General features: G+C 38.8%; 10 protein-coding genes. 5 read left to right on the forward strand and 5 right to left on the reverse strand.

Going from position 1 to position 13,199, the window contains the following annotated elements; all coding sequences use genetic code 11:
• The first annotated feature begins 19 nt into the window (after nt 1-19).
• The 3 genes from PL11201_RS13075 to PL11201_RS13085 all read left to right on the forward strand — a co-directional run bounded on the left by PL11201_RS13075 (nt 20) and on the right by PL11201_RS13085 (nt 4,677).
• Entirely contained in the window at nt 20-1,222 is a 1,203-nt protein-coding gene (locus PL11201_RS13075; protein ID WP_079679246.1) for a 4-hydroxy-3-methylbut-2-enyl diphosphate reductase, read from the forward strand.
• A 396-nt stretch (nt 1,223-1,618) separates the two neighbouring features.
• Complete coding sequence (locus PL11201_RS13080) at nt 1,619-2,944, forward strand: ABC transporter ATP-binding protein (RefSeq protein ID WP_079679248.1); 1,326 nt, start codon at nt 1,619-1,621, stop codon at nt 2,942-2,944.
• Between the two features lie 5 nt (nt 2,945-2,949).
• Complete coding sequence (locus tag PL11201_RS13085; protein ID WP_079679250.1) at nt 2,950-4,677, forward strand: ABC transporter permease; 1,728 nt, start codon at nt 2,950-2,952, stop codon at nt 4,675-4,677.
• Between the two features lie 155 nt (nt 4,678-4,832).
• On the opposite strand, the gene PL11201_RS13090 is transcribed toward PL11201_RS13085, so the two are convergent.
• The 4 genes from PL11201_RS13090 to PL11201_RS13105 all read right to left on the reverse strand — a co-directional run bounded on the left by PL11201_RS13090 (nt 4,833) and on the right by PL11201_RS13105 (nt 10,919).
• Nucleotides 4,833-5,093, reverse strand: a complete 261-nt coding sequence (locus tag PL11201_RS13090) for a DUF1830 domain-containing protein (RefSeq protein WP_079679251.1) — start codon at nt 5,091-5,093, stop codon at nt 4,833-4,835.
• A 275-nt stretch (nt 5,094-5,368) separates the two neighbouring features.
• Nucleotides 5,369-8,608, reverse strand: a complete 3,240-nt coding sequence (locus PL11201_RS13095; protein WP_079679253.1) for an efflux RND transporter permease subunit — start codon at nt 8,606-8,608, stop codon at nt 5,369-5,371.
• A 66-nt stretch (nt 8,609-8,674) separates the two neighbouring features.
• Nucleotides 8,675-10,270 (reverse strand): efflux RND transporter periplasmic adaptor subunit, encoded by a 1,596-nt coding sequence (locus PL11201_RS13100; protein WP_079679255.1) that lies wholly within the window; start codon nt 10,268-10,270, stop codon nt 8,675-8,677.
• Nucleotides 10,271-10,349: 79 nt separating this feature from the next.
• Nucleotides 10,350-10,919, reverse strand: a complete 570-nt coding sequence (locus PL11201_RS13105; protein WP_079679256.1) for a PadR family transcriptional regulator — start codon at nt 10,917-10,919, stop codon at nt 10,350-10,352.
• 172 nt (nt 10,920-11,091) lie between these two features.
• Between PL11201_RS13105 and PL11201_RS13110 the strand changes: the two genes are divergently transcribed.
• A complete protein-coding gene (locus PL11201_RS13110) occupies nt 11,092-11,667 on the forward strand; it encodes a Crp/Fnr family transcriptional regulator (RefSeq protein ID WP_079679258.1) in 576 nt (191 codons plus the stop codon).
• A 248-nt stretch (nt 11,668-11,915) separates the two neighbouring features.
• Here PL11201_RS13110 and PL11201_RS13115 read toward each other — a convergent pair whose 3' ends face one another.
• A complete protein-coding gene (locus PL11201_RS13115) occupies nt 11,916-12,425 on the reverse strand; it encodes a hypothetical protein (protein WP_079679259.1) in 510 nt (169 codons plus the stop codon).
• 176 nt (nt 12,426-12,601) lie between these two features.
• Here PL11201_RS13115 and PL11201_RS13120 point away from each other — a divergent pair, with 176 nt between their 5' ends.
• Nucleotides 12,602-13,189: an adenylate kinase gene (locus PL11201_RS13120; RefSeq protein ID WP_079679261.1), complete on the forward strand. Its 588-nt coding sequence runs from the start codon at nt 12,602-12,604 to the stop codon at nt 13,187-13,189.
• Nucleotides 13,190-13,199 lie beyond the last annotated feature (10 nt).

Genomic DNA, 13,199 nt, shown 5'->3' on the forward strand with positions numbered 1-13,199 from the left:
CGAGTTGAAGATTAAAAAAATGGATACAAAAGCATTTAGACGTTCCTTGCAACATTCAGAAACCTATCATCGCAAAGGCTTTGGTCATCAGGAGGAAGTGGCAAATGTCATGCACTCAGCCTATCAAAGTTCTTTAATTCGAGAAATTAGAGAGAATAACTATAGTATTAAACGGGGAAATGTTACGATTCAAATGGCTCAATCCTTTGGGTTTTGTTGGGGTGTAGAAAGGGCTGTAGCCATGGCCTATGAAACTCGTCAACATTTTCCCACGGAAAATATTTGGATTACCAACGAAATTATTCATAATCCTTCGGTGAATCAACATTTAAAGGATATGAAAGTTGAGTTTATTCCTGTCGAAAATGGGAATAAGGATTTTTCAGTGGTGAATTCTGGGGATGTGGTAATTTTACCTGCGTTTGGGGCGAGTATTCAAGAAATGCAAACCTTGAATGAAAAAGGCTGTAAAATTGTTGATACCACTTGCCCTTGGGTGTCTAAAGTTTGGAATAGCGTTGAGAAACATAAAAAAAGAGATTATACCTCTATTATTCATGGAAAATATAACCATGAAGAAACCGTTGCTACCATTTCCTTTGCCGATAAATATTTAGTGATTTTGAACTACAAAGAAGCAGAATATGTGTCTAATTATATTCTGAATGGAGGCGATCGTCAAGAGTTTTTAGCGAAATTTAGTCGATCCTATTCCGCAGGTTTTGATCCCGATCAAGATTTAAAACAAATTGGGATTGCTAACCAAACCACCATGCTAAAAAGTGAAACCGAACAAATCGGCAAACTGTTAGAGCATACAATGATCAAAAAATATGGCCCCGATCAATTAAATGCTCATTTTCAAAGTTTTAATACCATTTGTGATGCTACCCAAGAACGTCAAGATGCCATGATTGGGATATTAGATCAACCGTTAGATTTAATGGTTGTGATCGGGGGCTTTAATTCTTCCAATACGACCCATTTACAAGAAATGTCGGTAGAAAAGGGGATTCCTTCTTATCATATTGACTGTGCTGAACGAATTTCAAATAATAACCAGATTGAACATAAACCGTTAGGCAAGTCTTTAAAAATTCAAGAAAACTGGCTTCCTGATGGGGAGATTATAGTCGGAATTACTTCCGGTGCATCAACCCCTGATAAAGTCGTAGAAGAAGTGATTGAAAGAATTTTTGCACAAAAACTTTCTCAGGTTTAAAGCTAAAAATCAACAAGATTGACTCTCCCATTATTAGGGGAATCAGGCAAGGTTGTAATCATCCCGATTCAGTTTTCCCCTTTTGATTATCCCTAATAATTTTATCGATGAATAATATTTTTTGAATCAAGCATTAGGGAGAGTCTATCTTAATTGTTATCTATTGCCTAAGACGAGGGCTTTCTTAATCAGACAACTATCACCAGTTATATCCTTTCAATAAAATCTAAAACAAAAAACATTTAATTAACTTTTTTTAATCAATTAACATTATTAGTAGACCTAACCTATTATTAACTTAAAAATATTTTTCAAGGATCATAATTCATGTTAAGATGATTCTCCAGTTAACAAAAATGCCACAATAAAAGAAATTTCAACAGGAATTATTGAGATATGCGTGATTCCAAAACAGAACCTTTGATCATCCTTCAAGACGTTGGTAAATCCTATCAACAGCCCAATGGTCAAGAAATTCCAATTCTCAATAATATCAACTTAGAATTGCGCCAAGGTGAAATCATTGCCCTATTAGGGCCTTCTGGTTCAGGAAAATCCACTCTAATGCGAATTATTGCCGGGTTAATTTCTCCCACCCAAGGACAGGTTCTCTGTCATGGAAAACCATTAATTGGAATTAATCCAGGGGTGGCAATTGTCTTCCAAAGTTTTGCCCTTTACCCTTGGTTAACTGTTTTAGAAAATGTTGAATTAGGATTAAAAGCCAGGGGATTTCCCGTAGACTGGCGACGACAAAGAGCCTTAAAAATGATTGATATTATTGGTTTAGATGGATTTGAAAATGCCTATCCTAAAGAACTATCCGGGGGAATGCGACAACGGGTTGGCTTTGCCCGGGCTTTAGCCGTTGAACCGGAATTATTATGTATGGATGAACCCTTCTCTGCCCTGGACGTTTTAACCGCAGAAAACCTGCGAATTGAACTATTAGATTTGTGGTTAGAAAAACGGATTCCTACCCAGGGAATTTTAATTGTGACCCATGGGATTGAAGAAGCGATTACCCTAGCGGATAGAGTGATTGTTTTAGGTAGAAATCCCGGACGAATTCGAGCAAATTTACCGATTAAATTAAGCCATTATCGCGATCGGAAAAGTCCCAGTTTTCAAGCCTTAGTCGATCAAGTTTATAAAATTCTAACTAACCCCGAGTTAGAAACCTTAGAACCTCAAAAAAACGTTACTAATACTCCCAGTAAATATCAATCTTTACCCCATGTTCGTATCGGCTCTGTTGCCGGCTTATTAGAACTTTTAGAAGGAAGACAAAACCCTGATTTATACCGTTTGGGACAAGAACTACAACTGGAAGTTGATGATTTACTCCCCATTGTTGAAGCGGCAGAATTCATGGCTTTAATCAAAATTAGAGAGGGAGATTTGAGTCTGACGGCGATCGCCCTAGCATTTATTCAGGGAAATATTGATGATCGAAAACAAATTATTCGACAACAATTACTCAGTCATATTCGTCTTGTTCAACAAATCTATACTCTTTGTCAATCCAAACAAAATCATCGGATTCCTGAAGATTTAGTCTTAGATATTTTGAATAATCATTTTAGTCCAAAAGAAGCTCAAAGACAGTTAAACACTGCCATTGACTGGGGACGTTATGCAGAACTCTATGCCTATGATGAACCCAGTGGCGAAATCTTTTTAGAAACATCTGATTTTAATTTAACTATACCGGAGGAATAAATAGCATGGCTCGTCCTTTGATTCCTGAAAATAAAACCTTAGATCGCTCTCGCTTGACCTGGCAGGATGGCTTATTGATTTTAGCCATTATTACAGTAATTTTAGTGATTATTCGCACTGCTTCTCAATTAGTCGGGGATTATGAACCCGATGTGATCATCTCTACGAATTTAGATCAACTGCCAAGTTATACAGCCCAAACTCTATTAAGAATGGGGTTAGCTTATTTTTTATCCTTGATTTTTAGTTTAGGTTATGCCTATTTTGCCTATCGTTCTGCATGGGCGGCAAAAATTTTAATTCCCCTATTAGATATTTTACAATCGATTCCGGTTTTATCTTTTTTACCCGGGGTTGTTCTGGCTTTGATTGCTTTATTTCCCGGTCAAAGAATTGGAGTTGAATTTGCTGCTATTATCTTGATTTTTACCGGAATGACTTGGAATTTAGTTTTTAGTTTTTATCAATCTTTATTGAGTATTCCCCAAGAATTATTAGAAGTCGCTCGGGTCTATAATCTCAGTTTTTGGCAACGGTTTTGGTCGGTAGAATTACCTTCGGGAATCTTAGGATTAGTTTGGAATAGTGTCATGTCCGTTGCCGGAGGTTGGTTTTTTTTGATGGCAATTGAATCCTTTACCCTGGGCGATCGCAGTTTTCGACTTCCCGGGCTGGGATCATTTTTAGCCCAAGCTTCCGATCAGGGAGATTTCACTGCCATTGCTTGGGGAGTAGCGGTTTTAATTGGAATTATTATCATCCTCGATTTTTTGGTATGGAAGCCCTTAATTGCTTGGGCGGAAAAATTCAAGTTAGAAACCGTTGAATCCCAAAATGTTCCCCAATCTATTGTATTAGATTTCCTGCGACGTTCTCCAACTCTGAGAATTTTAACGGAACGCTTGGGATATTTTTGGTCAGAAAAAATTGATAAGCCTATCGGAAAATCCCATCGTAATTCAACCTTAAATTTATCAGTAAAACCCAATAAACGTTGGTGGAATCGCCTATTGTTAACGGGGTTTGGATTTATGATTGTATGGGGAACTTGGGAATCGGTTTTACTCTTACAGAAATTAGAGTTTCAAGACTGGAAACACATCATGATCGGTGCTATTTTAACCGCTTTACGAGTAGTTATCGCCCTATGTCTATCCCTATTATGGACTGTCCCTGTGGGAGTTGCCATTGGGAGAAATCCTCGACTTGCCCAAAGTTTACAACCCTTAGTTCAAATTGCGGCATCAGTTCCAGCAACGGCTTTATTTCCCGTTTTATTACTATTTTTAGCCCGTTTAGGAGGGGGTTTACAAATTGGTTCTGTGGCACTGATGATGTTAGGAACGATGTGGTATATTTTATTCAATGTAATTGCGGGTGCCCAGGCTATTCCCTCAGAGTTATTTGAAGCAGCCAGTATTTATAAACTCTCTTTAGTACAGCGATGGAAAACAGTGATTTTACCTGGAATTTTTCCCTATTTAATTACCGGGATGATTACGGCAGTTGGTGGAGCCTGGAATGCTAGTATTGTCAGCGAATATGTTCAGTTTCAAAGCCAAACTTTAACAACACCAGGGTTAGGATCACTAATTTCTCAAGCAACAGAAACAGGGAACTATCCTCTGTTGTTTGCTTCTACTGTGGTCATGTCTTTATTAGTTGTTTTAACCAATCGTTTAGTTTGGCGCAGACTTTATCAATTTGCTCGCTCAAAATATCAACTTTTATAATATAACCCCATTTCTCCGTAGTCAGGCGTTTATGCCCCATCTTGATCTTTGAGTAAGATATTGAGGCGTAAACGCCGCGTAGTTAGGTGCTCACGCCTCATCTTGATCTTTGAGTAAGAATTGAGGCGTAAACGCCTTACTACGAAGTTAGAAAATTATTCAGTTTCTTCAACTCTTAACGCATCACAAGGGATTTTTTCTAGTTCTATCCGAGTAGGATCTCCACTAGAATAAACCTCCAAATCCATATTAGATTCTCCGACAAATAAGCAATACTCCCCTGGAAAAATAACTCGTTCAAAATAACCTCGAACTGTGGTTTCCATCCGCAGAATTTGCACCTGTTTAGTGGGGTTTTTATAGCTGCATAAAATTTCAGTCTTCATCGAATCTACAGACAAGTTTACAGTTTGCATGATGTTTTATTAAAGTTAGGTTTTAAAGAACTATTTGGAAATTTCTTAACTTTTCAGCTAAGGGTTGGGGCACTGGGTCAGTAATCTATCTTTCTGACGTTAGATAGACTTTTCCTGATACTTCTGTGCAACCTCCATAAGAATCATTAATCTGGTAATGTTATCAAATCATCATAACTTAACAATTTATAAATTAAGTTATGTTAACTCAATTATACACCCATTATCTCAGTTACAACCAAAAGTCCGTTACCCGAATTATCTATAGGATGCCTTTACAAATCCCGACTTTTATCAGAACTTTGTAAAGCTTTTGTAAGTTGATCCCCATGGGGTGGGACAGTGCTCTTACCATTATTATGACCATTTCCATTAGAATAAGATCCGTTGTCTGTATTCAAAGCGACATTTTCTAAATGTTGTTTTGGAGAATTGTGCCCCATCAAACGGGATTGAATACTGGTGGCAATCACATAAAAAACTGGAATAATATACAAACTTAGAAGCGTAGAAACAAACATTCCACCCATTACCGCCATACCAATGGCGACCCGACTCGCGGCCCCTGCCCCCGTGGCAAAAGCTAGGGGCATCACCCCTAAAATCGTTGATAAAGCCGTCATCATAATCGGGCGAAATCGTAACCGACAGGCTTCAATGGCTGCCTTTTGAATTGATAATCCCTGTTCCCGTAATTGGTTAGCAAATTCCACAATTAAAATCGAGTTTTTTGTTGCTAATCCTATTAACATAATCAACCCAATCCGACTAAACGCATTTAACTCTAATTGTGCTATCCATAACGCCCCAAATGCCCCTAATAAAGACAGAGGAACCGCTAATAGAATAATCACAGGGTCAATATAACTTTCAAATTGGGCAGCTAAGGTTAGGAAAATAAACACTAAGGCAAGGGCAAAAATAAAATTAGTTGCTTGACCCGCTTCTTTAAATTCTAAAGATTCCCCAGAAAAAGCGGTACGCATATCCGGGGGTAGAATTTCTTTAGCTAAATTTTCCAAGGCATTTAACGCCACGCCTAAACTAACTCCCGGGGCTGGACTGCCTTCTAAAGTGGCAGAACGAAAGCGATTAAAATGGTTAATTTGAGGGGGTGTGGTGGCGGTGGAAATGGTGACTAAATTACTTAAAGCAATCATTTCTCCCTGTTGGGAACGCACATATAATTGCTTTAAATCCTCGGGATTTGCTCGATATTTCTCATCGGCGCGAACTACAACTTCATAACGTTGATTTCCCTGATTAAAACTGGTAATTTCCTGACCGCCCACTAAAATTTGTAAGGTTCGGGCAATATCTTGTACAGAAACCCCTAAATTTCCGGCTTGAGAACGATCTACACTGATGGTTAATTCCGGTTTATTCAGTTTTAAATTGGTGTCAATATTAACTAACTCTGGTAAATCTCTAGCGCGAATTACAAAGTCTTGGGAAACTTGTGCCAATTGTTCTAAATCATTACCTTGTAAGACAAATTGTATGGGTTGACCTTGACCGCCTCCGGGTAATCCCCCTGGATTTGTAGCGAAGACTAAGGCATCGGTAATTGTTGAAAATTTACCCAATAATTTCTTAACAAGAGATTGTTGAGTTTGTTCGGGTTCCGGGCGTTCAGACCAAGGTTTTAAACGGGCAAAAGAGAATCCTGTATTAGCTTGGGATGCCCCTCGACTAGAACCTGCGATCGCAAAATAACTGGTAATTTCCGGTACTTGATTGAAGATATTTTCAACCTGTTTAACCACCCGGTTAGTATAGTTAATACTTACCCCATCTGGAGCCGTAATCGTAGTAAAAATCCGACCCCGATCTTCACTCGGTAAAAAGCCCTGGGGTAACTGTAAAAACAACCAAACTGTTAATCCTAAACTGGCAATAAATCCTAAAATAACGACGGGTTTAATTGTCATTAATAGCCGTAATGTCCAACCATAAATAGCCGTAATTTTATGCAAAACCCATTCAAATAAATCCAAGGGGAAAGATAGAATTTTCATCAATCCTTGGGGCTGGGTTTCGTGACGCAATAAACGGGCGGAAAGAGGAGGGGCTAAAGTTAGGGCAACGATACTTGAAAAAACCACAGAAGCGGCTAAAGTTAAGGCAAATTCATTGAATAATCGTCCACTGGTTCCCCCGGCAAAGGCAACGGGAACAAATACTGCTACTAAAACAACCGTTGTGGCAATCACAGCAAATACCACCTCTCCAACGGCGGCATAGGTCGCTGGAAAGGCATCTAGCCGTTTTTCTTCCATATAACGGATGATATTTTCTAAGACTACAATCGTATCATCCACGACTAAACCCGTGGCTAAAGTTAAGGCAAATAGGGTTAAGGTATTAATCGAAAATCCCAGAAAAAACATCACACTAAATGCCCCAATTAAAGAAATGGGAATCGTGACGGCTGGAATTAAAGTAGCTCTCCAATTTCTCAAGAATAAAAAGATAATTAAAACCACCAGTCCAATCGAAATTAACAGACTGATCCAAACTTCTTCAATCGCAAGTTCTACAAACTCGGAATAATCTACCGCAATTTCATAGCTGAGTCCTTCAGGAAAACTTTTTTTGAGTTCCGCTAATTTAGCTTTAATTCCGTGGGCAACTTCTATTAAATTCGCATCGGCAAGTTTACTAATTCCTAATCCCACGGCAGGATTGCCATTAAAACGGGCAATTACCTGATCATCTTTTGCCCCAATTTCTGCCCGTCCAATATCTCTAATTTTAACTTGCGAGCCATTATCATTACGTTTAATAATTAAGTCTTCATAATCTTGGGGAGTTTGCAGTCTTCCCAAAGTTCTCACGGGATATTCTGTTTCTTTTCCTTCAATTCGACCACTGGGAATTTCAATATTTTGTCGTCTTAGGGCTTGTTCAACATCTAAAGCGGTAATTTGACGGGCTGCCATTTTCAGGGTATCTAACCATAATCGCATGGCATAACGGCGTTCTCCTGAAATAGAAACACTATTAACACCATCAACCGTTTCTAAAGCATTTTTAATATAAAGATCGGCGTAATTACTTAACTCTAAAGCTGATAAAGTTTGACTAAAAAAGGCGATCCATAAAATTCGTTCATCATCTCCAGATCGTTTTTCTACCACTGGAATATCAACATCATCGGGTAATTTTCCCGCCCCCCTCGCCACCCGACTTCTAACTTCTTGGGCAGCTACTTCTAAATCTCGATTTAATTCAAATTGAACAGAAATAGAACTGCTTCCTTCTCGACTACTAGAAGTTAGGGTTTTAATCCCAGCAATACCGTTAATTTGTGCTTCTAAAATCTCCGTAACTTCTGTTTCTACTACTTGGGGACTTGCCCCCGGATAGCTGGTACTAACAGTAACAATGGGCGGATCAATTTTAGGATATTCCTGCACCGGAAGCCGAGTAAAACCGACTATTCCTAAAATAATAATTAGCAACGAACAAACCGAAGCAAAAACAGGTCTTTTAATAAAAAAATGAGTAAACATATTATTAGGTTATTGAATGTTTGTAGTAAGCCCTTCAAGGCTTCAATCAGCAGTAAACACCCCTCCCTAACGTTTACCCTTTGAAGTCTGATCGGAATTAGCAGGTAAAATATTAATAGCCGCACCATCGGATAGTTTTTGTGTACCGGAAATAATCAATTTCTGTCCTGGTTTAAGTCCTTCTAAAATTTCGGCGCGATCATTTTGAATTAAACCTAATTTAATCGTCTGTTTTTTAGCCGTTAATTTTTCTTCCCCTTCCGCAATAAATACAAATCGCTGATCACCTTCAAATTTAACGGCGGTCATCGGAATCACAACGGCATTTAGTTTTTGTTTCCAAACTACTTCAGCCCGCACAAATTGACCATCTTTAAATAATCCTTGACTATTATCAAAACTAGCCTTTGCTAAAATAGTTTGGGAGTCTTGATTTACCGAAGGCGAGATAAAACTAATTCGTCCTGTTCCTAATATTTTACCTTGAGGATCAACCATTTGTACCGATAATCCTAACTTTAAATCCTCTTTACGTTCTAAAGCTATTGGTAAGCGCAATTCTAACTGATCATTCGCAGTTAAACGGGTGAGAATATCTCCTTTACTAACATAATCTCCTACTTTAATTCCCACATCACCAACAACCCCAGTAAAGGGTGCTAAAACGGCTGTTTCTTGTAAATCCAATTCAATATTCCGCACCTGAGCCACTGCTTCAGCAACCTGGGCTTCCGCCTGTTGTATTTCTTGGATACGAGTGCCACTTTCTAATTGATTTAAAGCCTGTTGTTCCTGTTCAATAACGGCTTGACGGAGATTAATTTCTGATTGTCGATTTTTTTGTAATTGTTCTAAACGGCGTTTAGCGGCTTGCAAATTCGCATTAGCACTATTTCTTTGAGACGATAACGCATCAAATTGATCTTGGGAAATTGCCCCGGATTCGCTTAAATCTTGAAAGCGATTCACTCGATTTTGAGCTAATTCGGCATCGGCTTGAATTGAATCAATTTGAGATTTGGCTTGATTAATTTCTGCTAATAAACTACCGGATTCCGCATCGGCTAATCTAGCTTTTGCTTCGGCTAATTTTGCCCTTCCTTGAGCAATTTCTTCAGGACGACTTCCGGCTTGTAATTCTGATAAACGGGCTTGAGTCCGAACTAAATTGGCTTTAGCTTGATTTAAACTTGATTCTACACTATCACTTTTGAGGCGAGCGATCGCGTCTCCCTGTTCAATCACCTGCCCCGATTCCACTAAAATCTGGGTAATTCTACCTTCAATTTCTGGCTTAATATCCACTGCCCGTTTTGCCTCTAATGTCCCAACAAAATCAGAGGTTTCTTCAAAATCAAAAGTTTCTACCGCAGCGATTTTAACAGCATTTCCCCTCGGCTTACTAGCTTTTTCCGAGGTTGGGTTATCCCTATTTTCAGGGGTAGCTTGCCACCATTGTCCTCCGACGAAACCCACCCCCAACGCCATTAAAGTAACCAGTAAAATTTGGAACCCTCCGGTTTTATAAGCCGAGGGTTCTGGAGCAACTTTTATGGGTAAAGATTTAGCTGGAAAATCAGTTATTTCTTGTTGATTTTCCGACTCAATCCATTCTTGATCCTGTTCTTTCACCGTAGATTTAGGGAATTGTAAATCAGACATTTTTCAGCCAAGATTGAGGTTGTTTTTACGGAGCAAAATGACCATTAAATTGAGACAAAATTAGGGTTATAGTCTAAAGTTACAATATATTAAACTCAGTTAACATCTTTCCAGAGGTAGATGCAAAAGCACTAGATTGTTCTTTTTCTAAACATTCCTGAAGCCAATCCATTTCTGACTTTAGCATGAACTTGGCCCGTTCCCAAGTGGCGGATTGAAAAGAGTCCGTTACTAACTTTTCCATTTCTTGACTATCTAAATAAGTTTGTCGTTGGTGACAAACCCTTAAACGGATCTGAATCAGTTGGACTCGTTCCCCAGGTTCTAAACTTCCGAAAAAGAAATACTTCACTAAAAATCGAGCGCGACTTTTAACCCAGCTTTCTTGCGGATGTTCCAACATTTTTTCCCGCCAACGAGCGCATCCAGCGGCAGTAACGGCATAAATTCTGCGACTCGCTCCTGCACGCCCAGACTCCTCCAACAACACCTGGACTTGACCCCGTTCTTCTAAACGTTTGAGCAAGGGGTAAATCGCTCCATAGTTAACACTCATACAACTACTGAGAAATAACTCCAGCTGTTGTTTAAGTCGGTAGCCATGTAAAGGTTCTTGTTGTAATAGTCCGAGGGCAGATAATTCTAACATTATATCAAATTGATAGTTAATTAATGTATTGGATTGTACCCGATTATTTTTTAGGCAATCAGGTTGTATTGTAGTGCAGTATTCCTAGAAATGTCGGAGAATTTTAATCGAGACTAAACCTAAATTTAACCTCAAGCCTTTAGGCTGGGAGTAAGCATTCAAGGAATCTCCTGTGAATATTTCAACCCTTGTTAATCCTGCGTTAACCTCCAGACCCCGTACCTTTAACCCCCGGGAACAAATCCCCCTCTGGTCTAATACCCTATGGAAAATCGAACGGGGTGTCGTGCGTACCCTCACCTGGAAAGAAGACGGAACCTTAATTAGTTTAGGATATTGGGGACAGAATGATATTGTCGGTAGACCCCTGTCTCAACTTGACCCATATCAAATTGAATGTGTTAGCTCCGTTGAAGTTAGCGTTATCCCCTCAACTCTTTGGTCAGATTATACCGATGGAATTTTGACCCATCTGCGCCAAATCGAGGAATTGCAAACTATTTTCCATACCCAAGGGACAGAGCAGCGTTTATTAAATTGTTTAAAATGGCTGGGAAAAAAATTTGGTCGTTTAACACCCGAAGGATTATTAATTGATTTACGTTTAACCCATGCTGATATTTCTGATTTAATTGGGATGACTCGGGTCAGTGTCACCCGCATGATGATTAAACTTGAACAGGATGAATTAATTCAACGTCCGGGTCGTCATTGTATTATTTTGAAATCATCTGTTTTTCTTTCGTAGCAATCATCAGAGGTTAAGAAAGTAGATTAAATATATTAAGCTGTCACGAGTAAACAGATGAGAATGACCGCCCCCTTCTGTTTCTCTTGTTTTTACCCGAATCAATAAACTTACTTTATGATCGCCAATTTTCGGTATTAACTCAACAGAAACATCAATCGTGTGTTTTCCCAGCTTGATTTGTTTGTCAGCAATTTCAATGTTCTTAAATTTTCCATAGTTCCCATAAATAGAATAATAATATGATATTAATAAAAATCAGAGTCTACCTGCTTAACTTCATCTAAGCTTAACCCTAGCAATTCTGCAATTTGCTCATCGCTCAAGCCAAATTGCCGTAACTTACCAACTGTTTCAATCTTAGTTTGATACTTACCTTGCTGGAAGTCGGGAGTTACAGGCTGACTTTTATCTGGGGTATCACCACGCTGATCGAAGCAAACATTAATGTATCCAATACTATTGCTATTAATACTATTATTACCAAAATTAATATTCAAATTTCCCTGTCGTTCTAAGACTGATTTAAGATTATATTTATCAACAGGTTCATCAAAAACATCTGATAACATTTGTAAAAGCTCGTAACCTACATCCTTAGCATGACCGAAAGAACAACCATAATTTTCTGCAATGTCCATATATTTCTGTCGTTTCAGTGTTCCCTCGATAATGCGCCGCTGCAAGTCATTTAGATGTTGGCCTGTCTTAGCATAAACAACTTGCTCTACAAATTGCAATACTTCGCGAATGTCCATCAGCCAGGTATGTGAGAGAACTGAAGTTATTATATCCGACTTTATCCGACTTTATCCGTCTCGATCCGACTTGTAACTAAAAGTTAAAAAGATCCGTCTTTTTCCGCTTTTTAGTTTTGGAGCGATCGTTTAGGATATTGATGAGTAAAGCGATAGACTGTTGAATCATAAAAAGTATGCGAATTATATTTTTAGGCCCGAATGGGGCAGGCAAAGGTACTCAAGCTGCGATCGTAGCCAAGGACTTCGGAATTCATCACATTTCAACGGGCGAACTACTGCGCGAGGAGCGAAAGGCCAAAACAGAGATAGGCCAAAAAGCACAATCTTATATAGATAAAGGGGCATTAGTCCCTGATAGCATTGTGCTAGATATTGTCAGAGAACAATTGACTAAAAAAGAAGCAAAACCAGGTTGGATATTAGACGGATTTCCTCGGAACGTCGCTCAAGTAGGGGCGTTAGATAAATTATTAAGGGATTTAGATCAGGCAGGTTGTGATTGCGTTATCAACTTTGACGTGCCAGACTCAGTTTTAGTTCAGCGACTGAGAAAGAGGGCTATCAAGGAAAATCGTACAGATGATACACCAGAAGTTATTCGGCGGCGCATCCAAATTTTTCAGGAAGAAACTGCACCTTTAATCAACTTATATAGTGAGTGGTTGTTGCTAGAAACCATCAATGGTTTTATGTCTAAAGAGGCAGTTACATCAGCAATTAAAGAGGTTTTGTCAGAAGTAAAAAAGTCCACTAAGTCCTAATTAATAAATC

The sequence above is a fragment of the Planktothrix sp. PCC 11201 genome (assembly GCF_900009135.1).
Taxonomy (GTDB): Bacteria; Cyanobacteriota; Cyanobacteriia; order Cyanobacteriales; family Microcoleaceae; genus Planktothrix.